The organism is Brevundimonas sp. AVps31 (assembly GCF_058681355.1).
This window is the reverse complement of sequence record NZ_CM178736.1, coordinates 1,548,120-1,571,679: the sequence shown is the minus strand read 5'-3', so window position 1 is coordinate 1,571,679 and position 23,560 is coordinate 1,548,120. Positions and strand designations below refer to the sequence as shown.

20 protein-coding genes are annotated in these 23,560 nt (G+C 68.5%); 16 read left to right on the top strand and 4 right to left on the bottom strand.

Going from position 1 to position 23,560, the window contains the following annotated elements; all coding sequences use genetic code 11:
- Positions 1–142 precede the first annotated feature (142 nt).
- The 12 genes from rimP to ACW174_RS07455 all read left to right on the top strand — a co-directional run bounded on the left by rimP (position 143) and on the right by ACW174_RS07455 (position 13,859).
- Complete coding sequence (rimP, locus tag ACW174_RS07510; RefSeq protein WP_492017028.1) at positions 143–688, top strand: ribosome maturation factor RimP; 546 nt, start codon at positions 143–145, stop codon at positions 686–688.
- Between the two features lie 2 nt (positions 689–690).
- Positions 691–2,421: a transcription termination factor NusA gene (nusA, locus tag ACW174_RS07505; protein WP_492017027.1), complete on the top strand. Its 1,731-nt coding sequence runs from the start codon at positions 691–693 to the stop codon at positions 2,419–2,421.
- 18 nt (positions 2,422–2,439) lie between these two features.
- On the top strand, positions 2,440–3,108 hold the full coding sequence (locus ACW174_RS07500; protein ID WP_492017026.1) for an RNA-binding protein: 669 nt from the start codon (positions 2,440–2,442) through the stop codon (positions 3,106–3,108).
- 90 nt (positions 3,109–3,198) lie between these two features.
- A complete protein-coding gene (gene infB / locus ACW174_RS07495) occupies positions 3,199–6,267 on the top strand; it encodes a translation initiation factor IF-2 (protein WP_492017025.1) in 3,069 nt (1,022 codons plus the stop codon).
- Between the two features lie 82 nt (positions 6,268–6,349).
- Entirely contained in the window at positions 6,350–6,862 is a 513-nt protein-coding gene (locus tag ACW174_RS07490; RefSeq protein ID WP_492017024.1) for a hypothetical protein, read from the top strand.
- A 40-nt stretch (positions 6,863–6,902) separates the two neighbouring features.
- Positions 6,903–7,586 (top strand): hypothetical protein, encoded by a 684-nt coding sequence (locus ACW174_RS07485; RefSeq protein ID WP_492017023.1) that lies wholly within the window; start codon positions 6,903–6,905, stop codon positions 7,584–7,586.
- A complete protein-coding gene (locus tag ACW174_RS07480) occupies positions 7,583–8,290 on the top strand; it encodes a DUF2459 domain-containing protein (protein WP_492017022.1) in 708 nt (235 codons plus the stop codon). The genes ACW174_RS07485 and ACW174_RS07480 overlap by 4 nt, the downstream gene beginning before the upstream one ends.
- Before the next feature lie 115 nt (positions 8,291–8,405).
- The gene (gene rbfA, locus ACW174_RS07475; protein ID WP_492017021.1) at positions 8,406–8,846 is read left to right on the top strand and encodes a 30S ribosome-binding factor RbfA; all 441 of its coding nucleotides are present in this window, start codon (positions 8,406–8,408) and stop codon (positions 8,844–8,846) included.
- Complete coding sequence (gene truB, locus ACW174_RS07470; protein WP_492017020.1) at positions 8,846–9,778, top strand: tRNA pseudouridine(55) synthase TruB; 933 nt, start codon at positions 8,846–8,848, stop codon at positions 9,776–9,778. The genes rbfA and truB overlap by 1 nt, the downstream gene beginning before the upstream one ends.
- Before the next feature lie 36 nt (positions 9,779–9,814).
- Positions 9,815–10,084 carry a 30S ribosomal protein S15 gene (gene rpsO / locus ACW174_RS07465; protein WP_492017019.1) on the top strand — a complete coding sequence of 90 codons (270 nt, stop codon included), beginning with the start codon at positions 9,815–9,817 and terminating at the stop codon, positions 10,082–10,084.
- A gap of 245 nt (positions 10,085–10,329) precedes the next feature.
- The gene (gene pnp / locus ACW174_RS07460) at positions 10,330–12,558 is read left to right on the top strand and encodes a polyribonucleotide nucleotidyltransferase (protein WP_492017018.1); all 2,229 of its coding nucleotides are present in this window, start codon (positions 10,330–10,332) and stop codon (positions 12,556–12,558) included.
- A gap of 137 nt (positions 12,559–12,695) precedes the next feature.
- Entirely contained in the window at positions 12,696–13,859 is a 1,164-nt protein-coding gene (locus tag ACW174_RS07455) for a zinc-dependent alcohol dehydrogenase (RefSeq protein ID WP_492017017.1), read from the top strand.
- A gap of 79 nt (positions 13,860–13,938) precedes the next feature.
- On the opposite strand, the gene ACW174_RS07450 is transcribed toward ACW174_RS07455, so the two are convergent.
- Together ACW174_RS07450 and ACW174_RS07445 are read right to left on the bottom strand one after the other, a co-directional pair.
- On the bottom strand, positions 13,939–14,178 hold the full coding sequence (locus ACW174_RS07450) for a hypothetical protein (protein ID WP_492017016.1): 240 nt from the start codon (positions 14,176–14,178) through the stop codon (positions 13,939–13,941).
- A 75-nt stretch (positions 14,179–14,253) separates the two neighbouring features.
- Positions 14,254–14,595, bottom strand: a complete 342-nt coding sequence (locus ACW174_RS07445) for a GIY-YIG nuclease family protein (protein WP_492017015.1) — start codon at positions 14,593–14,595, stop codon at positions 14,254–14,256.
- Positions 14,596–14,869: 274 nt separating this feature from the next.
- Here ACW174_RS07445 and ACW174_RS07440 point away from each other — a divergent pair, with 274 nt between their 5' ends.
- Both ACW174_RS07440 and ACW174_RS07435 read left to right on the top strand, forming a co-directional pair.
- Positions 14,870–15,400 carry a GrpB family protein gene (locus ACW174_RS07440; protein WP_492017014.1) on the top strand — a complete coding sequence of 177 codons (531 nt, stop codon included), beginning with the start codon at positions 14,870–14,872 and terminating at the stop codon, positions 15,398–15,400.
- Positions 15,397–15,957, top strand: a complete 561-nt coding sequence (locus tag ACW174_RS07435; protein WP_492017013.1) for a hypothetical protein — start codon at positions 15,397–15,399, stop codon at positions 15,955–15,957. The genes ACW174_RS07440 and ACW174_RS07435 overlap by 4 nt, the downstream gene beginning before the upstream one ends.
- 200 nt (positions 15,958–16,157) lie before the next feature.
- Here ACW174_RS07435 and clpB read toward each other — a convergent pair whose 3' ends face one another.
- Positions 16,158–18,746: an ATP-dependent chaperone ClpB gene (gene clpB, locus ACW174_RS07430; protein WP_492017012.1), complete on the bottom strand. Its 2,589-nt coding sequence runs from the start codon at positions 18,744–18,746 to the stop codon at positions 16,158–16,160.
- Positions 18,747–19,014: 268 nt separating this feature from the next.
- Here clpB and ACW174_RS07425 point away from each other — a divergent pair, with 268 nt between their 5' ends.
- The gene (locus tag ACW174_RS07425) at positions 19,015–19,386 is read left to right on the top strand and encodes a BA14K family protein (protein WP_492017011.1); all 372 of its coding nucleotides are present in this window, start codon (positions 19,015–19,017) and stop codon (positions 19,384–19,386) included.
- A 48-nt stretch (positions 19,387–19,434) separates the two neighbouring features.
- Here the strand turns inward: ACW174_RS07425 and ACW174_RS07420 are convergent, their stop codons facing one another.
- Positions 19,435–21,702 (bottom strand): TonB-dependent receptor domain-containing protein, encoded by a 2,268-nt coding sequence (locus tag ACW174_RS07420; protein WP_492017010.1) that lies wholly within the window; start codon positions 21,700–21,702, stop codon positions 19,435–19,437.
- Between the two features lie 217 nt (positions 21,703–21,919).
- Between ACW174_RS07420 and ACW174_RS07415 the strand changes: the two genes are divergently transcribed.
- On the top strand, positions 21,920–23,557 hold the full coding sequence (locus ACW174_RS07415; RefSeq protein ID WP_492017009.1) for a serine hydrolase: 1,638 nt from the start codon (positions 21,920–21,922) through the stop codon (positions 23,555–23,557).
- Positions 23,558–23,560 lie beyond the last annotated feature (3 nt).

The following is a 23,560-nucleotide window of genomic DNA, read 5'->3' as shown; positions in this document are numbered from 1 at the left end:
CAATCCGCTATTATTCAGGGCTGACAAACCCGCGGCGTGGGTCTATACGGCCCGCTACATCGTTAGACCGGCTCCTAACGGCGCCGTTTGAAGCGGCGGCCCGGAAGGCCAGCCGCTTTTATTTTGCCCGGGACCCGACCGCTTGAAGGCCAAGACCGCCGAAGACCGCCAGCTGCTGGAGCTGATCGAACCCATCGCTGAAAGCCTGGGCCTCGAGATCGTGCGCGTGCGGCTGATGGGCGGAACCCTGCGTCGGCGCCTGCAGATCATGGCCGAGCGCGGCAGCGACCACGACATCGCGGTCGAGGAGTGCGCCCGTCTGAGCCGCGCCGTGTCGGAAGTGTTCGACGCCGCCGACCCGATTTCCGGCGAATACCTGCTGGAAGTCTCGTCGCCGGGCATTGACCGCCCGCTGACCCGCCTGAGCGACTTCGACCTGTTCGAAGGCTATGAGGCGCGTCTGGAGACGGACCGGATGGTCGAAGGCCGCAAACGCTTCAAGGGCGTGCTGGCCGGGACCGAGGACCAGAACATCGCCATCGATCTGGAAGGGGAGGAAGACACCGCCCTGATCCCGTTCGACTGGCTGGTCGACGCCAAGCTGGTGCTGACCGACGAACTGATGAAGGTCGGCGCCGAGAAACGCGCCGCCCGTAACGAAGACACCCCTTCCGAGACCGAGGACTGAACATGGCTGTTGGCGTTTCCGCGAACCGTCTCGAACTGCTGCAGATCGCCGATGCGGTCGCGCGCGAGAAGAACATCGACAAGGAGATCGTCATCGAGGCGATCGAGGAAGCGATCCAGAAGGGCGCCAAGTCGCGCTATGGCGCGCACCACGACATCCGCGCCAAGATCGATCACAAGACCGGCGAACTGGCCCTGACGCGTCACGTCACCATCGTCGAGGACGACTGGCAGCCGGAAGACGAGCTGGAAGAGTTCAACGACAGCGCCATGGTGCGCCTGACGGACGCCTCGAAGCGCGATCCGGAGGCCGTGGTCGGCAAGGAATACGTCGAGGACCTGCCGCCGTTCGAGTTCGGCCGGGTGCAGACGCAGATGGCCCGCCAGGTCGTGACCGGGAAGGTCCGCGAGGCCGAGCGCGCCAACCAGTACGAAGAGTTCAAGGATCGCGTCGGCGAGATCGTCAACGGCACCGTCAAGCGCGTCGAATACGGCAACACCATCGTCGATCTGGGTCGTGGCGAGGGCATCATGCGCCGCAACGACTCGATCCCGCGCGAAGCCTTCAACATCGGCGACCGCATCCGCACCTACATCTATGACGTCCGCGCCGAGGCCAAGGGCCCGCAGGTCATGCTGTCGCGCTCGCACCCGGGCTTCATGGCCAAGCTGTTCGCGCAGGAAGTGCCGGAAGTCTATGACGGCGTGATCGAGATCCGCGCCGCCGCCCGCGACGCCGGCTCGCGCGCCAAGATGGCCGTGCTGTCGAACGACAGCTCGATCGATCCGGTCGGCGCCTGCGTCGGCATGCGCGGCTCGCGCGTTCAGGCGGTCGTCGCCGAACTGCAGGGCGAGAAGATCGACATCATCCAGTGGAACAACGACGAGCCGACGTTCATCGTGAACGCCCTGGCCCCCGCCGAAGTCTCCAAGGTGGTTCTGGACGAGGAAGCCGACCGCGTTGAAGTCGTGGTGCCGGACGAGCAGCTGTCGCTGGCCATCGGCCGTCGCGGCCAGAACGTCCGCCTGGCCTCGCAACTGACCGGCTGGCAGATCGACATCATCACCGAGTCGCAGGACTCCGAGCGTCGCCAGCGTGAGTTCTCCGAGCGCACCGGCCTGTTCCAGGAAGCCCTGGACGTGGACGAGGTCATCGCCCAGCTGCTGGTCACCGAAGGCTTCGCCACGGTGGAAGACCTGGCCTTCGTCGAGCCGTACGAAATCTCGGACATCGAAGGCTTCGACGAGGACACCGCCGAGGAGCTGCAGGCCCGCGCCCGCGACTTCCTGGACCGCAAGTCGGCCGAGCTGGACGCCAAGCGCGTCGAGCTGGGCGTCGAGGACGGCGTGCTGCAGGTGCCGGGCGTGACCCTGGCCATGGCCGTGGCCCTGGGTCAGGGCGGCGTGAAGACGGTCGAGGATCTGGCGGATCTGGCCACCGACGAAATCCGTGGCGGCTATGAAGTGAAAAACGGTGAACGGGTGAAGGTCCCGGGCGTTCTGGAAAGCTTCAACCTGGCGCAGGAAGACGCCGAAATGCTGATCCTGCAGGCCCGCGTGGCCGCCGGCTGGATCGACGCTTCGGAACTGCCGCAGCCGGAGCCCGAGCCGGAATATGAAGAGGAATACGCGGAAGGCGAATACGACGCCGACGCCGTCTTCTCGAACACCCCGTCGGACGACACGTCCGAAGCGGCTCCGGCGGATGACGCCGATCAGCCCGAAAACACGTGATGAGAGCCCCCGCCGTTCATGAGCTTGCGCGACGCAACGATCGATAGAGACCGCCGCGACCTGGTGACCCACCAGGCCATGGATGAATCTCGCCTGATCCGTTTCGTCGCCTCGCCTGACGGCGGGGTCGTTCCCGACCTGGCGCGCAAGCTGCCGGGTCGCGGCCTGTGGGTCGCCGCCGACCGCGCCTCGATCGAGACCGCGGTGAAGAAGAACCTGTTCAGCCGCGCGGCGAAGGCCCCGCTGAAACCCGCCGCCGACCTGGCGGAAATGGTCGAAAACCTGCTGTTCAAACGCTGTCTGGAGCAGCTGGGTCTTGCCCGGCGCGAAGGCGCGCTTATCTCTGGCTTCGAGAAGTCGGCCGCCGCGATCCGCTCCGGCAAGGCCGCCTGGATCGTGGAAGCGGCGGACGGGTCCGCCGACGGGCGCGGCAAGCTGTTGGCGCTGGCGAAACACCAGACGCCGCCCCCCAAAGTGTGCGGGACATTCAGCGCTGACGATTTGAGTTTGGCCCTCGGGCTGGAAAATGCGATACACGCCGTCCTGCTAGGAGGCGGGCGGGCTGATCGCTGGACCTTCGAGGCCGAGAGATTGGCGGGATTTCGACCGTTGACGCCCCCGCAGTGGGGCGACGAGACGGCTGGGGCCCCGGATGGAATTTCAGACGGGCGGGGTTCTGCTCCCTAAAGGGGGGCGGAGTTCCGCACGGCTTTTTGTGTTTGACGATCAAGTTTGGAATGGGCCCGGGGTTTTCCCGAGCCAAAGTAAAGCGACCGGATGACTGACGAGAACGACAAGACCAACGACGGCAAGACGACCCCTTCGACCCCCGCGTCGACGACCGGGCCGCGCGCGCCGCTGAGCCTGAAGCCCCGGACGGCGGGGTCGGTTTCGACCGGCACCGTGCGCCAGAGCTTCAGCCACGGCCGCACCAAGACCGTGGTGGTCGAAACCAAGCGGCGCGTCGGCGCGACGCCGGGCGGACATCAACGTCCGCAAGGCTTCGAGGTCGCTCGCCCCGCCGCCGCGCAGGCCCCTGCCCCGCAGGCGCCGCGTCCGGCCGCGTCCTCCGACACCGGCAACCTGTCGCAATCCGAGCAGGAAGCCCGTCGCCGCGCGATCGAGCTGGCGACCCGGCAGAACGCCGAGCGTGAACGCGCCGCCGCCGAGGAGCGCGCCCGCAAGGACGCCGCCGCTCGCGAACAGGCCGCCGCCGCTGAAGCCGCGGCCAACGCCGCCCAGGCCGAAGCCGCAGCCGCCCGCGCCGCCGCCGAGGCCGCCCGCAACGAAGCCGCCAAGCTGGCCGCCGCCGCACCGGCGCCGGTGAAGCCGAAGCCGGCCGCTCCGGTCGCTCCCGCGCCTGCCGCCCCGGCTCCCGCCGCTCCGGCCGCTCCGGCTCCGGTCGAGGCCGCCGCGCCGACCCCGGCTCCGGCCGCCCCCGCGGCTCCAGCCCGTCCGGCCGCTCCGGCGCGTCCGGTGGTCAATTTCGGCCAGCGCGCGCCCAAGCCCGGCAATCCGCAACGCGCCCCGGCCCCCAGCTTCGGTGGCCGTTCGGCCCGCGAACAGGCCATGGGCGGCGGTGAACGCAGCTTCACCGATCGCGCCGCCAGCGCCGGCGCTCCCGCCGGTCGTCCGCAAGGCGATCGCCCGCAGGGGGACCGTCCGCAGGGCGCCCGCCCCGCCGGCGCACGTCCGGCCCAGCCGGTCCGCTATTCGGCCCTGGACCCGCGTCCGGCCCCCGCCCGTCCGGGCGCCGCGCGCACCGGCCCCGGTGGTCGTCCCGCCCCCAACGCGCCGCCGGCGACGCCCGAAGTGGCCCGTCCCGCGCGCGCCGGCTTCGGCCGTCCCGCCGGCAGCAAGGCCGAGGAGGATCGCGACAAGCGCTTCAACGACGCCGGCCCGGGCAAGGCTGTCAGCCGCACCCGCGGCGAGCCCAAGCGTCGCGAAGGCCGTCTGACCATCCAGGCCGTGGCCGGTGGCGACGAGGACGCCGCCGAGCGGATGCGCTCGCTGGCCTCGGTTCGCCGGGCCCGTGAACGCGAGAAGGAAAAGCGCCGCGGTGGCTCCACCGACGCGCCGAACCGTCCGCGCGAAGTCGTCATCCCTGACGTCATCACCGTGCAGGAGCTGTCCAACCGGATGGCCGTGCGTGGGGTCGACATCATCAAATTCCTGATGAAGCAGGGCCTGATGATGAAGATCAACGACGTCATCGACACCGATACCGCCGAGCTGGTGGCCGACGAGTTCGGCATGGCCGTGCGCCGCGTGTCGGAATCCGACGTCGAGACGGGCTTCCTGTCCGATGCGGTCGATGACGACGCGACCACGCCCCGTGCGCCGGTCGTGGCCATCATGGGCCACGTCGACCACGGCAAGACCTCGCTGCTGGACGCCCTGCGCACGACCGACGTCGCCGGTGGCGAAGCCGGCGGCATCACCCAGCACATCGGCGCCTATCAGGTTCGCCTGGAAGACGGCCAACGCGTCACCTTCCTGGACACCCCGGGCCACGCCGCCTTCTCGGCCATGCGTGCGCGCGGCGCCAATGTCACGGACATCGTGGTGCTGGTGGTCGCGGCCGACGACGGCGTCATGCCGCAGACCATCGAAGCCATCCAGCACGCCAAGGCGGCCGGGGCTCCGCTGATCGTGGCGGTCAACAAGATCGACAAGCCCGACGCCAACCCGCTGAAGGTCGTCAACGAGCTGCTGCAGTACGAAGTCATCGCCGAGAGCCTGGGTGGCGACACCCAGATCATCGAGGTGTCGGCCAAGAACCGCACCAACCTGAACGGCCTGATTGAAGCCATCCTGGTGCAGGCCGAGGTCATGGACCTGAAGGCCGACCCGGAACGGTCGGGCGAAGGCGTGGTCATCGAGGCCAAGCTGGACAAGGGTCGCGGCCCGGTCGCGACCGTTCTGGTCAAGCGCGGCACGCTGAAGCGTGGCGACATCATCGTGGCCGGTTCGGCCTGGGGCAAGGTTCGCGCCCTGCTGAACGAGCGCAACGAGCAGCTGACCGAAGCCGGGCCGTCCGTCCCCGTCGAGATTCTCGGCCTGGACGAGGCGCCGAGCCCCGGTGAGCCGCTGGCCGTCGTGGAATCCGAAGCCCGCGCTCGCGAGCTGACCGAGTACCGCGCCCGCGTGAAGCGCGAGAAGGCCACCGGCGGCATCAACCAGGTGTCGCTGGCCGACATGATGGCCAAGCTGGGCTCCAAGAAGATCTCGGAGCTGCCGGTTCTCATCAAGTCGGACGTGCAGGGTTCGGGCGAAGCCATTCAGGGTTCGCTGGAGAAGATGGGCAACGACGAAGTGCGCGCGCGCATCGTCATGCAAGGCGCCGGCGGGATCACCGAGAGCGATGTGCAACTGGCCAAGTCGGCCGGCGCGCCCATCCTCGGCTTCAACGTCCGTGCGTCCAAGCAGGCCCGCGACCTCGCCGACCGCGAGGGCGTCGAGATCCGCTACTACTCGATCATCTACGACCTGCTGGACGACATCAAAGGCGTGCTGTCGGGCATGCTGGCGCCGCTGCAACGGGAAACCTTCCTGGGCAACGCCGCCGTGCTGCAGGTCTTCGACATCTCCAAGACCGGCAAGATCGCCGGTTGCCGGGTGTCCGAGGGCGTGGTCCGCAAGGGCGCCAAGGTCCGCATCATCCGCGACGACGTGGTCGTGCTGGAACTGGGCACCCTGCAGACGCTCAAGCGCTTCAAGGACGAGGTCAACGAGGTCCCGTCGGGCCAGGAGTGCGGCATGCACTTCCAGGGCTTCCAGGACATCAAGGCCGGCGACTACATCGAGTGCTTCACGGTCGAAGAGATCAAGCGCACGCTGGACTAGGTCGTTTCGCCTGTCAGGCCATAAGGGAAAGGCGACGCCGCGGCGTCGCCTTTTCGCCATCCGGATCAAGGATCATTTTCCCATGCGCCGTTTCCTTATCGCCCTGCTGACCCTGTCCGCCGTCGCCGGTCCGGCCGCGGCGGAGACCCGCTACCTGGCCTATGACGCCTCGGACCGGGTGACCCAGGCGCTGACCCGGGGCATCACCCTGGAAGGCGACCGGGGCCTGTTCGGCGCGATCACCGTGCGGCGGATCATCTCCACCTCCAATCGCGGTTCGGCGGACATCCGCATCGGCGGTCCCGACGGGGCCCGACGCGCCCTGCCCCGCGGCTCCACCGAAAACGTCCTCTACACCGTGTCGCCGGAGGGCGACGGACGCGGCCTGTCGCGCGCCCTTTGCCCCGGATCGGATCAGGCCTTCCTGATCCTGGGCCGGGTCCGGCTGGGCCATCCGCTGACCGCGCAGGCCATCGGCCGCTGGGCCGACGGGACGTTCCGCCACTGCGTGAGCCTGTCGTACAACTGGCGCGGCGAATGGGCCGTACCGCCCGCCGCGACCCCCGACGATTCCAACGCCCCTGTGGGGGGATAGGGCTTTCGCGGCCCGCGCGCGTCCGGCTAGGGTCGCTTGAATGACCGCCACCCCCGTCAAAAGAGCGAAAGACCGGAGCAACCGGGGCCTGAAGGGGCTCGCCGGCGCGCTGTTCCTCGTCTGCATGGTTCTGTTCCTGATGGCGATCGAGCAGAAGCAGGCCGTCGAGGCCTGGGCGGCGGTCCGCGACGAGGCCGCGCCTACCGTCAGCCGTATCGTCGCCTGGGCCGCCGACGGCGCATCGGACGGGGTGGACGGATTGAAGACCGCGGCCGCCGGGGTCCCGGACCGTCGGCCGACCGCCACCCCCGACGCCGTGGTTCTGGCCGGCGAGTTCGGGCCGGCGGATGATGTGACGCGCGAAACGGTCGGGTCCGCGACCTTCACCGGCGCGACGATCCGGCTGGAGCGCGGCGAGACCCTGCGCACCCGCCCGCTGCGCATCGCCTCGGGCGATCAGGCCTACAACAGCCTGGGCGAGACCTTTGCGGCACGGCTGAACGCACGCCCGGACGCCCAGATCGAACTGCGCGCCGTGGTCCCGAACCTGCGTCAGGCGGCGGTTCCGGCGTCTCCCCTGTGCAAGGGCGCGGCGCCCGGCGTGGTCGCCGTGCTGCACCGGCGCGATCAGGTGGAGATGATGATGTTCCGTGAACGGACCATCGTCGGCGAAGAGGCGCCCGTCGACGCCCTGTGCGGCGTCTGGCGGTTCCGCGCCCGATGAGACGGCGCGAGCGGACCGGGCTGGGCGGCTTCATTCTGGCCGCCGTCGTCGGCGCGGCGGCGGCCCTGTGGACCTGGACCGCGCCGGGCGATCCCGCCCTGTGGCCCGCCCCGGCGACCGGGGCCGGGATCGAGGCCAGCCTGCTGGACAACGGCTTCCACACCGACCTGGCCCTGCCGCGCGCGGCGCTGGAGGCGCGGGGCGGGCCGCTGGCCGAGGCGGTGCGCGGCCTGCCCGCCGGGGACTGGATCCTGATCGGCTGGGGCGACGCCAGATTCTATGTCGACCAGAGCCCCATCGGCGATCGCCTGCCGGACGGCGCGCGGGCCTTCTTCCGGCCGGGCAATGCGTCCGTCCTCATGCTGGACCCGACGCAGCGCGATCCCCGCCTGATCTATGCCGAGGACGGCCGCCGCGACTTCCGTCTGTCGGAGGCCGGGTTCGAGGCCCTGGCGGCGCACATCGAGGCCTCGCTGGACCTGTCGGACGGCGCCGCCCGGCTGGTCGCCGCCCGCCCCGGCGACGACGCGCGCTTCTTCGCCAGCCATGAACATTTCTGGATCGGCCGTCTCTGCAACCACTGGACGGCGGGGGTGCTGAACGCCGCGGGGATGCAGACACGGCCGATGCAGGCGATCACCTCGGGGGAGATCGTCGCGACCATCGACCGGGCGAAACTGGACACCGCGCCCGCGCAGGACTAGACCGCGCGATCGTTTTTCCGGCCGCGAGCGGGAGGCCCGGCCTTCCGATCTGACGCGGCCTTCGCTTTCCGAGCCGGGTCCGAGCCCCGGCGGGCGATACAGAGGAGGCCATCGCATGGGCCGTAAACAGATCAAGACCCTGAGCGGCCCGTCGCAGCGCCAGTTGCGCGCCGGCGAGCTGATCCGCCACGCCCTCGTCGAGGTGCTGCGTGAGGAGGATATCCACGACCCGGCCCTGGAAGGCGTCTCGGTGACGGTGACGGAAGTGCGCCTGTCGCCGGACCTGAAACACGCCACCTGTTTCGTCGAGCCGCTGGGCGCCGGGGTCGCCGAGGCCCCGACCGCCGGCCACGTCGGCGAGATCGTGAAAGCGCTGAACACCCACGCCAAATTCCTGCGCGGCGTGCTGGGCAAACATATCGACGCCCGCTTCACGCCGGACCTGCGCTTCCGCCACGACGAGAGCTTCGAGGCCGCCGAGCGCCTGAACCGGCTGCTGGATGACCCGCGCGTCCGCGCCGATGTCGCGCACACCGACGAAGACGACGACGCCTGATGGGCCGCAGAAAACGGGGCGAGGTCGTCAACGGCTGGGTCTGCCTGGACAAGCCGTACGAGATGGGCTCGACCGAGGCCGTCACCCGCATCCGCCGCCTGTTCGACGCCCAGAAGGCCGGGCATGCGGGCACGCTGGACCCGCTGGCGTCCGGCATACTGCCCATCGCGCTGGGCGAGGCCACCAAGACCGTGCCCTTCATGATGGAGGCGCAGAAGGTCTATCGCTTCACGATACAGTGGGGGGTGTCGACCGACAGCCTCGACCGCGAGGGCGAGATCATCGCCCGCTCGGAGGTGCGTCCGACGGTGGAGGCCGTGAAGGCCGCCCTGCCCGCCTTCGTCGGCGAGATCGATCAGGTGCCGCCCGCCTTCTCGGCCATCAAGGTGGACGGCCAGCGCGCCTATGACCTGGCCCGCGAGGGGATCGAGGTCGAGCTGAAGGCCCGGCGGGTGATGATCCACGAGGCGGCGGTGACGGACGTTCCGGACGCGGACCACCTCGAGATCACGATGCGGACCGGCAAGGGCGTCTATGTGCGTTCGCTGGCCCGCGACCTGGCCGCGGCGCTGGGCGCCGAGGGGCATGTGTCGGCCCTGCGGCGCGAACGGGTGGGGCCGTTCAGCATCGAGAACGCCGTGACGCTGGATTCTCTCGAGGAAATGGTGCATAGGGGCGCCGCCTCGGAAGGCTTGCTTCCCGTCGCGACCGCCCTGGACGACATCCCGGAGCTGGCCGTAACGGATCAAGACGCCTTCTCGCTTCGGCAGGGACGGCCGATCGTTCTGCTCCCCAGACAGGTCGAAACGCTCAAGGGTCAGCTTCAGGCGGACTCGCGAACGGTTTCGGTTTTCCTGGGCCAGACCCTCGTCGCTCTCGGTCAGTTGCGGGCCGGCCGGCTAGAACCCGACCGCGTTTTCAATCTTCCCTGACCACGGTGTCAGGGGACTCCAACATGGAGAATTCCGATGTCGATCACTGCTACCCGCAAGGGTGAAGTCATTGCCGATAACGCCCGTTCGGAAGGCGACACCGGCTCTGCTGAAGTCCAGGTCGCGATCCTTTCGGAACGCATCGCCAACCTGACCGAGCACTTCAAGACTCACAAGAAGGACAACCACTCGCGCCGCGGCCTGCTCAAGATGGTCTCGCAGCGTCGTCGCCTTCTTGACCACCTGACCAAGGTCGACAAGGAGCGTTACACCGCTCTGATCACCAAGTTGGGCCTGCGCCGCTAAGCGCAGATCACGGAACAGATTTGAGGCGCGGGCCACGTCCGCGCCTCTTTCCGCATCCAGAGACCAGCCGCGCGCCGCGGTTCTGCAACGGCGTAATGACGGAGGGCTGTGTACCGGTCCTCGAAGACTCCCGGACGGATCGCGATGGCGCGGACGTCCACGGACCGAAGGACTGAACGCCCGACGCTCCACCCATTGATGGGACCCCGGCCGGAATACGCCGCCCGGGATACGAAAGACGAAACATGTTCGATATCAAACGCAAGACGATCGACTGGGCCGGCCGCCCGCTGACGCTGGAAACCGGCCGCATCGCCCGTCAGGCCGACGGCGCCGTGCTGGCGACCTATGGCGAGACCGTGGTTCTGGCCACCGTCGTCTACGGTCGCGCCCCCAAGCCGGGCCTGGACTTCTTCCCGCTGACCGTCAACTACCAGGAAAAGACCTTCGCCGCCGGCAAGATCCCGGGTGGCTATTTCAAGCGTGAAGGCCGTCCGACCGAGAAGGAGACCCTGGTCTCCCGCCTGATCGACCGTCCGATCCGCCCGCTGTTCGTCAAGGGCTTCAAGAACGAGACCCAGGTCGTCATCACCGTGCTGCAGCACGACCTCGAGAACGACCCGGACGTCGTCGGCATGATCGCCGCCTCGGCCGCCCTGACCATTTCGGGCGTGCCCTTCATGGGCCCGATCGGCGCCGCCCGCGTCGGCTATATCGACGGTGAGCTGGTTCTGAACCCGACCATCGACCAGCTGCCGAGCTCGGACCTGGACCTGGTCGTCGCCGGCACCACCGACGCCCTGATGATGGTGGAATCGGAAGCCAAGGAACTGTCGGAAGCGACCTTCCTCGACGCCCTGATGTTCGCCCACCGCGGCATGCAGCCGGTGATCGACGCCATCATCGAACTGGCCGAACACGCCGCCAAGGAGCCCTTCGACTTCCAGGCCGAAGACCACTCCGACGTCGTCACCCAGATCCAGTCGCTGGTCGGTGAAGACATCAAGGCCGCCTACACCCACCCCGGCAAGCATGCCCGTCATGAAGCCGTCGGCGTCGCCAAGAAGAAGGCCTCGGCCGCTCTGGTGAAGACCGAAGAGAACCCGGACGGCGTCGAGTCGGCCAAGTTCGCCACGGCGTGGAAAGAATGCGAAGCCCACGTCCTGCGTCGCGACATCATCGACAACGGTCACCGCGTCGACGGCCGCGCCCTCGACAAGGTCCGTTCGATCGTGTCGGAAGTCGGCATCTTCCCGCGCACCCACGGTTCGGCCCTGTTCACCCGCGGTGAAACCCAGGCCATCGTGGTCGCCACCCTCGGCACCGGCGAGGACGAGCAGTACATCGACGCCCTGACCGGGACGTACAAAGAGAAGTTCCTGCTCCACTACAACTTCCCTCCCTATTCGGTCGGTGAAACCGGTCGTATGGGCGGCGCGGGCCGTCGCGAAATCGGTCACGGCAAGCTGGCCTGGCGGGCGATCCGTCCGATGCTGCCGGCCGCGGACGAATTCCCCTACACCATCCGTCTGGTGTCGGAGATCACCGAGTCCAACGGCTCGTCCTCGATGGCCACGGTCTGTGGTTCGTCGCTGGCCCTGATGGATGCGGGCGTGCCCCTGAAGAAGCCCGTCTCGGGCATCGCCATGGGCCTGATCCTGGAGCCGTCGGGCGAGTTCGCCATCCTGTCGGACATCCTGGGTGACGAAGATCACCTGGGCGACATGGACTTCAAGGTCGCCGGCACCCGTGACGGCATCACCTCGCTGCAGATGGACATCAAGGTCACCGGCATCACCGAAGAGATCATGCGCAAGGCGATCGCCCAGGCTTCGGCCGGCCGCCTGCACATCCTCGACGAGATGGACAAGGCCATCGACGGCGCCCGCACCGAGCTGGGTGAGTTCGCGCCGAAGATCGAGACCATCAAGGTCCCGACCGACAAGATCCGCGACATCATCGGCACCGGCGGCAAGATCATCCGCGAAATCGTCGAAAAGACGGGCGCGAAGATCAACATCGAAGACGACGGCACCGTGAAGATCGCCGCCTCGGAACAAGAGAAGATCGACGCCGCCAAGGCCTGGATCTCCTCGATCGTGTCCGAGCCGGAAGTCGGCACCATCTACACCGGCAAGGTCGTGAAGGTCGTCGACTTCGGCGCCTTCGTGAACTTCTTCGGCGCCAAGGACGGTCTGGTCCACGTGTCGCAACTGGCCCTGGAACGCGTCGCCAACCCGGCCGACGTCATTTCGGAAGGCCAGGAGGTCAAGGTCAAATTCCTGGGCCTGGACGACCGCGGCAAGACCAAGCTGTCGATGAAGGTCGTTGATCAGGCCACGGGTGAAGACCTGACGGACAAGATCAACGCCGAGCGCGCCGAGCGTGGCGAGTCCCCGCTGTCGGACGACACCGGCGGTCGCCCGAAGCGTGAAGGCGGCGGCGATCGTGACCGCAGCCGCAGCCGTCGCTAAGCCGCGACGCCTTCGCTGAATGACTGAAAGGGGCCCCGGTGGAAACGCCGGGGCCCTTTTTCATGCCCTTTTGTCCGGCGCCCGACGGAACGGCGGCCGGGCCCAACGCTTGCCTCTCCACACCGAGGAGAAGGCTCATGAAGGCGCTGTGTTGGCAGGGTAAGGAAACCATCCGCTGCGAGGAGGTGCCGGATCCCGAGATCAAGGACGGCCGCGACGCCATCATCCGCGTCACCAGCTGCGCCATCTGCGGCAGCGACCTGCACCTGTACGGCGGCTTCGTCCCCGGCATGAAGCATGGCGACGTCATGGGCCACGAGACCATGGGCGAGGTCGTCGCCGTGGGCCGGGACAATCAGAAGCTCAAGGTCGGCGACCGGGTCGTGGTGCCCTTCACCATCAGCTGCGGCGAGTGCGAGTTCTGCAAGCGCGGCCTGTTCAGCCTGTGCGAGGTCTCCAACCCCGCCGGCGCCGAGCAGGCCAAGATGATCGGTTATCCGACCGCCGGCCTGTTCGGCTACACCCACACCTATGGCGGCTTCCCCGGCGGCCAGGCCGAGTATCTGCGGGTGCCCTTCGCCGACGTCGGGCCGATCAAGGTGCCGGAAGGCCTGACGGATGATCAGGTCCTGTTCCTGTCCGACATCTTCCCCACCGGCTGGATGGCGGCCGAGAACGCGGACATCAAACCGGGCCACACCGTGCTGGTGTTCGGCTGCGGCCCGGTCGGCCAGTTCGCCATCCGCAGCGCCTTCATGATGGGCGCCGAGCGGGTCATCGCGGTCGACCAAGTGCCCGAGCGGCTGCAGATGGCGCGCGACGGCGGGGCCGAGACCATCGACTTCTCGGCGGTCGAGGGTGAGCTGCAGGAGCAGATTCTGGCCATGACCCGGGGCCGCGGCCCGGACTCGGTGATCGAGGCGGTCGGGCTGGAAAGCCACGGCGCGGGCAGCCTGATCGAGAAGGTGCAGGAGACGGTCGCCGGCAAGATGGAGCGGTCCTACGCCTTCAACCAGGCCATCATCGCCTGCCGTCCGGGCGGGACCATCAGCCTGCCGGGCGTCTTCGTCGGCGGGGTGCCGGTGATGATGGGCGCCGTCGTCGGCAAGGGCCTGACCCTGAAGACCGGCCAGACCCATGTGCAGCGCTATCTGGAGCCCCTGATGCGCAAGATCGAGGAGGGGGCGATCGACCCGAGCTTCCTGATCACCCACAAGATCCGGCTGGAAGACGGGCCGGACATGTACAAGACCTTCCAGGAGAAGAAGGACGGCTGCGTGAAGATCGTCATCAATCCGTAGACGGACGGTCCACGGCGATGAGACCGCAAGGCCCCGGCGGCGACGCCGGGGCCTTTGTCATGAGAGCCTGAACCGGCGCTCAGAAGGGATAGAGGGCGGCGCAGTCGGCGCGGACGGCGGCGGCGCAGGCCTCGAAGGCGACGCCCTCGGGCGTCTCGGGGCTGGGACGGTAGATGGCGCCGTTTTCGTCACGCGGATAGCAGGGCATCGTCCGCTGGCCGACGCACTGGCGGTACTGGGTGTTGGTCTGGGGCGCGGCGCCGACGGTGGGCGCGACGGCGAACAGGGCGACGGCGGAGACGGCGAGCAGGATCTTCATCGGGAACCTCCGGGGTTGGGAACGGCCACAGGTTCGCGCGGAGGTTGGCAGGATGCAAGCGGAGCGGTTGTGGGATCAGTCGTCTTCCGACGGAGGCGTCCAGTCCGGGTCGTTGACGGGATACCAGTCGGCCGCCAGATCGCGCCATTCGGGGTTGGCCTCCTCGATCAGCTTGAGCTTCCAGTCGCGGAGCCATTTCTTCAACCGCTTCTCGCGATGGATAGCCTCCACGACCCAGTTGAACCGCTGGAACCAGACCAGATCAGCGCAGGCATAGTCGTCGGTAAACCCGGCCCAGGCACGGGTCTTGTGCTTCCACACCCGCGCCATGAGGTTGGCCGTCATGCCGATGTAGAGCGTCCCGTTACGCCTGCTGGCCATGATGTAGGTGGCGATGAACGTGCGGTGCGTTCCCATGCGCACAACTTATCCGCTAACATCCCTGTCGTCATCCTCCGGCGAGCGCAGCGAGACCGGGGGACCCAGCGGCGCCGCGAAGCGGCGAAACACCGTCCGTCGCGGCCAAGGCGCGCTGTTGCGACCGTCCGCGCTCCCGACAGGGTCGCGCTCACGCGCGCCGCTGGGTCCCCCGGTCTGCGCCGCTGCGCGGCTTGCCGGAGGATGACGAAAGGGGGAAGGCGCCGCCGGTGCTCAGGCTTGACCCCGCCCCCGCCGCTTCGGATCATCGCCCATGCCCCGCCCCGTCACCCTCGCCGCCCCCGACCCCCGCTGGCCCCTGAGGGCCGAGGCCCTGATCGCGGAACTGCGCGCGGCCGCGCCCGGGGCCTTCGTGGCCCTGCATCCCATCGGCTCGACCGCCGTGCCGGGGCTGATCGCCAAGCCGGTGATCGACCTGCTGGGCGAGGCCGCCGACCTGACCGCGATCGCGGCGGCGTCGGCGGCGCTGGAGCAGCTGGGCTGGCGTGCGCGCGGCGAGAACGGCGTCGCCGGGCGGCGCTACTTCACCCGCGACGATCCGGAGACCGGCGCGCGGGCGGCGCATCTGCACGTCCATGCGACGGGCGACCCGATGATCGCTTGGCATCTGGCCTTCCGCGACCGGCTGAGGGCGGAGCCTGAGACGGCGGCGGCCTATGGGCGGGAGAAGCTGCGGTGCGCGGCCCTGCATCCGGGAGACAGCGGGGCCTATGCGGCATGCAAGAAGGCCTGGACGGATCGGGTGGCGGCAGAGGCGGTTTCGATGTCGGAGGTCAGGGCATGAGCGAGGATGCGGAGCCCGTGGAGTTCTATGGCGTCCTTGGCCGGATTGATCCGCGCCCCGGAGGCCTGGACCTGCGGTTCTATCCCTATGCCTTCTCGACAGAACCCGCGGCCCGGGTGGTCCTGGTTGTCCGGTTTGAGGACCCCGGCTTCGGAGACACGGAGATCGCCGGGCTGGTTGAGCAGGAGGTGGAGGTCACGGTGTTTCCAAATCGCGCCGAGGTTCACAGCGTGTTCGGCGGAACCACCGACATCCTGACCGCGACGGCCGTCACCGCCGAGTGGTCCGGCTATGACGCGCGGGACCTGTTCCGGCGCGTCCTCCATCTCGAACAGGAGCACGCGCGCCTCAGCCGTTCACTTGGCCGGCTCATGGCCAAGGATCTGCAAGGCAAGACGCTGGTCGAGGAACTGCGCCGCCGGGCGGACATCAAGGCGGCGGCATCGGACGACCTCAAGGCCCGACAGGCCGCCGCGATCACGGTTCTGGAGCGGCTTCTCGTGCATTTCGAAAGCGGGGATCAGGGAGATGGTGGGCCTTCTCCCGCTGCGGGATGAGGTCGCCGAATAGTCACCGGTAAACGAGCGTCGCTAGTCAATTCGAAGATGTATCCATAGCGAACCTGGGGAGGGGCGTCTGGATTTGGCGGCGCGGCTGGCGGAGGTGCGCTTCGACTGAACGAGACGACGCTAATGCACCCGCGCCTTCCCGATCCCGGGTCCGCTGCCGCGGCCCGGGATGACAAGCGGGCCAAGTCCTAGTGGACCTGGACTTTTCCGATTTGAAGCCCCTCCGCCCCCGCTGACACGGCGATCACCGACCCGTCCTCGATCTCGCCCGCCAGCAGCTTCCGCGCGATCGGATCGACGAGGTCCTTCTGGATCACGCGCTTGAGCGGGCGGGCGCCGTAGACCGGGTCGTAGCCCTTGTCGGCCAGCCAGGCGGCGGCGGTGTCGTCCAGGGCCAGGGTCAGGCGGCGGTCGGCGAGGAGTTTCTCGAACCGGGTCAGCTGGATGCGGACGATGCCGGCCATCTGGTCGCGGCCGAGGCGGCGGAAGAGGATGATCTCGTCGATGCGGTTGAGGAACTCCGGGCGGAAATGGGCGCGGACGGCGTCCATGACCCAGGGGCGGACAGCCTCGACGTCGTCGCCCTCGCCCTGATTGGCCAGGGCCTCGGAGCCGAGGTTGCTGGTCATGATGATCAGGGTGTTGCGGAAGTCGATGGTGCGGCCCTGACCGTCGGTCAGGCGGCCGTCGTCGAGCACCTGGAGCAGGACGTTGAAGACGTCGGGGTGGGCCTTTTCGACCTCGTCAAACAGGACGACCTGATAGGGCCGGCGGCGCACGGCCTCGGTCAGGGCGCCGCCCTCGTCATAGCCGACATAGCCCGGAGGGGCGCCGATCAGGCGGCTGACGGAGTGTTTCTCCATATACTCCGACATGTCGAGACGGGTGATGGCGGCCTCGTCGTCGAACAGGAAGTCGGCCAGCGCCTTGGTCAGCTCGGTCTTGCCGACGCCGGTCGGCCCCAGGAAGAGGAAGGAGCCGAGCGGGCGGTTGGGGTCGTTCAGGCCGGCGCGGGCGCGGCGGACGGCGTCGGAGACAGCCTCCAGCGCCGCGTCCTGACCGACGACGCGGCCGCGCAGGGCGTCCTCCATCTTGAGCAGCTTCTCGCGCTCGCCCTCCAGCATCTTGTCGACCGGCACGCCGGTCCAGCGGGAGACGACGGCGGCGATCTGTTCGGCGTCGACCACCTCGGGCGTCAGGGGGGCGGAGGCGTCGGCCTCGGCGGCCTCGGCGTCGGCCAGCTGTTTCTCGATCTGCGGGATCTGGCCGTAGGCGATCTCGGAGGCGCGGCCGAGGTCGCCGGCGCGCTGGGCGGCGGCCAGTTCGGCGCGCAGGCGGTCGAGGGTTTCGCGCAACTGGGCCCCCTGCCCCACCTTGTCCTTCTCGGCCTTCCAGCGGGCGGTCAGGTCGTCGGACTGGCCCTCCAGATCGGCGATCTCATCCTCCAGCTTCTCGAGGCGGTGCAGGGAGGCGTTGTCCGTCTCCTTCTTCAGGGCCTCGCGCTCGATCTTCAGCTGGACCAGACGGCGGTCGATCTCGTCCAGCTCTTCCGGCTTGGAATCGACGGCCATGCGGACGCGGCTGCCCGCCTCGTCGATCAGGTCGATGGCCTTGTCGGGCAGGAAGCGGTCGGTGATGTAGCGGTTCGACAGGGTGGCGGCGGCGACGATGGCGCTGTCGCTGATGCGGACCCCGTGGTGGACCTCATACTTCTCCTTCAGTCCACGGAGGATCGAGACCGTGTCCTCGACCGTGGGCTCGGAGACGAAGACCGGCTGGAAGCGCCGGGCCAGGGCCGCGTCCTTCTCCACATGCTTGCGGTACTCATCCAGGGTGGTGGCGCCGACGCAGTGCAGCTCGCCGCGCGCCAGGGCCGGCTTGAGCAGGTTGGAGGCGTCCATGGCCCCGTCGCCCTTTCCGGCGCCGACCAGGGTGTGCATCTCGTCGATGAACAGGACGATGCCGCCCTCGGCCGCCGCGACCTCGTTGAGCACGGCCTTGAGCCGCTCCTCGAACTCGCCGCGGTATTTGGCGCCGGCGATCAGGCTGCCCATGTCGAGGGCCATGACCTTCTTGTCGCGCAGGGATTCCGGCACGTCGCCGTTGACGATGCGCAGGGCCAGTCCCTCGACGATGGCGGTCTTGCCGACGCCCGGCTCGCCGATCAGGACGGGGTTGTTCTTGGTGCGGCGGGCCAGGACCTGGATGGTGCGGCGGATCTCTTCATCCCGGCCGATGACCGGGTCGATCTTGCCGTCGGCGGCGGCCAGGGTCAGGTCGCGGGCGTAGCGTTTCAACGCGTCATAGCCGTCTTCGGCGGCGGCGCTGTCGGCGGTCTTGCCCTTGCGGACCTCGACGATGGCGGCGTCCAGCGCATCGGCCTTGGCCCCCGCGGCGGCCAGCACGGTGCGGGCCACGCCGCCTTCGCGGGCGAGGGCGGACAGCAGGCGTTCGGTGGTGACGAAGGCGTCGCCGGCCTTCTTCGAGGCGGCCTCGGCGGCGGCGAAGACGCGGGCGGTGTCGCCGTCCAGATAGAGCTGGCCCGAGCCGCCCGAAACCTGGGCGCGCTTGCCCAGGGCGGTCTCGACGTCGGCCTCGGCGCGTTTGGGGTCGCCCCCGGCCGCGGTGATCAGGTTGCGGGCCAAGCCGTCACGCTCTTCCAGCAGCACCTTGAGCAGGTGTTCGGGCGCGAACTGCTGGTGGCGGCGAGCCAGCGCCAGCGACTGGGCGGACTGGACGGCCTGTTTGGCGCGGTCGGAATAAAGGTCGAGATTCACGGCGGATCCCCTGTGCAGGCGGAAGGTGCGTCCAAGGGCGTCCTTTCAGGAAGCGACGCCTTGAGCTGGCTCAAACGTGGGCGCGACAGGGCGGGCGCACAAGAGGCGGGGCCGCGCCGGGAGGCGGGAAATCCAACCGGATTACGGCGCTCCGGTTTCAGCGGTGAAATGTTTGTATTTATTGGCCTTTTTTTGATTTTGACTGACGGAATCGCGGTCCGGACGCGTTTGCTCTTTGTCTCGCCCCGGAGACTGATGGAGATTATCGATGAAGACGCCCCTGATGGCCCGCGCCGCCGCCCTGGTCCTGGCGCTGGCCGCCGCCACCGCCCCGATGGCCGCCTCTGCCGCCACCGCCGACCAGAACCGGCCGCAGCAACAGCAGCCGCACCGCGACAACGATCGTCGCGACAACGACCGGAATGACCGGAACGATCGCAGCGACCGCAACACCAACGACCGCCACGGCCGCTGGGACAACCGCTGGGGCGCCCGTCCGCCGGCGCCGCCGCGCAGCTTCGCCCGCGCCGGCGACTGGAACCGCCACGTCCGCGCCTGCCAGCAGCGCTACCGCAGCTATAATCCGTCCACGGATCGCTACACGGTGCGTCGCGGTCAGACGGCCGTCTGCCGCCTGTAGTTGAGAAAACGGCCCGGGAGAGACAGTCTCCCGGGCCGTTCTGTCCGGCTAGTTGCCGGCCGCCTGCGGGGCGGCGAAGTCGAACTGCGGATCCTGCGGCCGGGCCGGGCCGCCGAAGGTCCAGGTCAGGCCGATGAAGGCCACCCGGCCGCCGAAGATGCGCTCGGTCCGCTCGCTGAAGGTCGCGGTCTCATAGGTGGTGATGTCGCTCGACTCGTCCAGCAGGTCGCGGACGGTCAGTTGCAGGGCCAGGGTGTCGGTCAGCTTGCGACGGTAGCCGAGGTTGACCAGGGTCGAGGCCTCGCGCTGGCCCTGAGCCAGCAGTTGTTCGCCGGTCCAGATGCCCGACAGCTGGACGAAGTCGTCCGCCGTCGGCTGCCAGTTCAGGTTCAGGCGGCCCGAGACCACCTCGCCCGAACTGCTGACGCCGCCCGCGATATTGGTGGCGTCGATCTCCTGCCGGAACAGGTTGACGCTGGCGTTGTAGCGCAGGGTCGAGTGCAGACGGCCGTTGGCGACCAGTTCGACGCCCGTGGCGGTGCGCGCGCCGAGGTTCTCGGTGCGGGTCAGCAGGACGCCATTTCCGAGATCGCTGACCACCGGCGTGAAGGCGTTCTGCGTGTCGCGGTAATAGAGGGTCGCGCCGTAGAAGGACTGTTCGATGCGGCGCTGCCAGCTGACCTCGACCGAGTCGGTTTCCTGCGGCTCCAGATCGGGATTGCCCGCGCGGTAGTTGAGCGGGTCCTGATAGGTCAGGAAGGGGTTCAGGTCGGTCGGTTGCGGACGCTGGACCCGGCGGCTGTAGCTGGCGCGCAGGGTCTGTTCCGGCGTCAGCTGATACGAGACGTGCAGGGTCGGATAGGCGCGGAAGTAATCGTTCTCCGCCAGGATTCCGGTCGTGACCTGATCCAGATCCAGATTGGCCTGCTCCAGGCGCAGGCCGAACTGGGCGCTCAGCTTCTCGCCGAACGGCTGTTCCCAGGTGGCGTAGAGGGCGTGGACGGTCTGGTCGACGTGGAATTCGTTGGACACCAGCGGGTCGCGCGTCAGGGCGCCCGGCGTGGTCCCGCGGGCGACGACATTGTCCAGCTCCAGCGTCGAGACCTCAAGCTCATAGCCGGCGCGCAGGCGGGCGCCGCTGGCGAAGGGCCGGACATAGGCGCTGGCGAAATTGATGCTGTCGGTATTGTTGGCGTTGTCGACGCGCTCATAGCCGTCGGGCGCGACGGGGATCAGCTGGTCGGCGATCGAGTCGACGCCATAGGATCCACGGCCCCGGTTGTAGCGGACCTCGTTGGACCATTCGTGGCCCTGACCGGTGAAGCGGCGGACGACGCGGGCGGTGGCGCCCGAGAACTGGCCCTCGAACCCGCCGTCGGAGGCGCGGCGATAGGACGAGGCGATGCCGCCCAGCGCGTCTTCCGCCTGGAACTGATCGATCACCAGGCCGTCGCTGGTGACGTCCACATGGTAGAGGTCGGCGTACAGCTGAAGCTGTTCCGTGGGACGGTAGTCGCCCGAGAAGCGGACGAAGACATTGTCCGTCGAGCCGCTCCCGCGCTGGGTGTTGACCGAGTCGAGGAACTGGCCGGAGGCGGTGTCGAAGCGGCTGCGCTCGCGGTCCACCGACTGGACGAAGGTGTCGTGGCGCAGGCTGGCGTCTGCGGTCAGGGTCAGCTTGTCGCGGATGATGACGGTGCTCAGGCCGAGGTTGTAGCGCTCGTCATTGCCGATGTTGGCGCGGATGGAGCCGGTCTGGGTCGGGCGGGCGGCCGGGCGGTTGGGCTTGGTGATCAGGTTGATGACGCCGCCGCCGCCGTCGGGACGATAGGCCGCCGAAGGGTTGGTCATGACCTCGATGCGGGCGTACTGGTCCGCCGGAATCTGCAGGATGATCTGGCCGCGGTTCTCGCCCTGGAACAGGCCCGAGGGTCGCCCGTCGACGAGGATGGTCACGCCCGCATCGCCGCGCAGGCTGACATTGCCGTCAGGATCGACCTCGACCGAGGGGATGTTGCGCAGGGTGTCGGCCAGGGTGCCGGTCGCGGTCTGCAGGTCCTCGCCGACATTGTAGCTGACGGCGTCGACCGAGGTGCGGATGTCATTGGCGCGGGCCGTGACGACGGTTTCGCCCAGCGCGGTCGGGGCGTCCTCGGCGGCGGGTTCGGCGTCCTTGTCCGGATCGGCGGCGGGCGCCGCCTGGGTCGCGGGCGGCGGGGTCTGCGGCGCGGGCTGCGGGGCCGGGGCGGTCTGCGCGACGGCGGCGCCGGCCGGCAAGGCAAGCGCCAGCAGCGAGATGAGCGTGGTTCTGGTCATGGCCCCGATATCCTGAGTCCGGAGGTCATGATCGCCCCCGCGCAAGCGCAGCGGTATCAGGACGCGGGGGCAGCCCCGAGTTACATCTTTTTCATTTCATTACGCTTTCTCCATCAACGGCCATGTTTCAGCCGCAGGATCTGCACGCGCAGAAGCGGGGATGACGGCGGGCGAGCGGCGGGCTAGCGTCCGGGCTGTATTCCGTCGGAGCGTTCCCATGTCCATCCGCCTCACGCGCCGCGCGGCGCTGGTCTCATCCGCGATGGGCGCCGCCGCCCTGCCCGCGACCGGCTGGGCGCAGGCGGCGGCCAATGACGCGGCCTCGCTGGCGGAGCAGGTGGACGCCTTCGTGAAGCAGGCCATGGCCGCCTTCCCGGATCAGCCCGCCGTCTCCATCGCCGTGGTCAGGGACGGGCAACCGGTGCTGACGCACGGCTACGGCGTACGGACGATGGGCGGGACGGCGGTCGACGAGCACACCCTGTTCGCCATCGCCTCCAACACCAAGGCGGTGACCTGCGCCGCCCTGTCGATCCTGATCGACGAGGGCAAGGTCCAGTGGGACGCGCCGGTGCGGACCTATCTGCCGACCTTCAGCCTGTCGAAGCCCGAGCTCAACGATCTGGTCACCGTGCGCGATCTGGTCAGCCACCGGATCGGCTTCGGCCTCGGCGCCGGAGACCTGCTGTTCTGGCCTAATGGCGACCGGACCCGGGCCGAGATCATGGCGGCCATCCCGCACGTGCCGATCGAGGACAGCTTCCGCACCTCGTATCATTACTGCAACCTGATGTTCGTGGCGGCGGGCGAGGTGGTGGCGGCGGCCAGCGGCATGGCGTGGGAGGACTTCGTCCAGACCCGCATCCTGACGCCGCTGGGGATGAGCGAGACCCTGCCGCTGATGACGGACGCCGATCCGGCGAAGTCGGCCCTGCCGCACGGACGGCTGGGGCCGCCGCTGCGCTATCAGGGACCGATGCAGACCATCGGCCGGTCGATCAAGGAGGTCTGGGACTGGTCGGCGGCGGGCGCCGCGGGCGGCTTCGTCACCAATCCGGTCGACTGGGCCAAATGGATCGCGGTCCAGCTGAACAAGGGCGCCCTGCCCGACGGGACGCGGCTGTGGTCCGAGGCGCGGGCCAACGAGATGTGGCGGCCCAACATCATCGTCTCCAGCTCGGGCGGACCGACGCAGGACGCGCCCGGACGCGCCATTGCGGCGACCTATGCGACCGGCTGGCAGGTGATGGACTATCGCGGCGAGCGGATGATCACCCATGGCGGCGGCGCGCCCGGCTATCTGTCGGGCACGGTCCTGCTGCCGGGCCGCAACGCGGGCTTCAGCTATTTCACCAATGCCGAAGAGGGCCAGCTGACGCGCACCCTGCGCAGCGGCATCGCCGACATCCTGATGGGCAAGACCGGCTTCGACTGGATCGCCGACGGCGTTCGCCTGACGCAGGAAGGCAATGTGAAGTCCATCGCGGCCGCCGCCGAGATCGACGCCAAACAGGCGGCCGGCGCGGCGCCGTCGTTGCCGATTCCGGCCTATGCGGGCGCGTGGCGCGATCCCTGGTACGGCGAGATCCGGATCGAGGAACGCACCACCGGGCGTGGCCGCAACCGGCGGACGGGCCTGCACCTGGACTTCACCCGCACCAACGCCCTGAAGGGCCCGCTGGAGCCCTATGACGGCGACACCTTCCGCACCCGCTTCCCCGACAAGCGCGAGGAGGATGTGTTCGTGACCTTCAAGGTCGAGAACGGCGTGGCCGTGTCGGCGACCATGAAGGCGGTCAGCCCGGACGCGGACTTCAGCTACGACTATCAGGACCTGAGACTGGTGAAGGCCTGACCC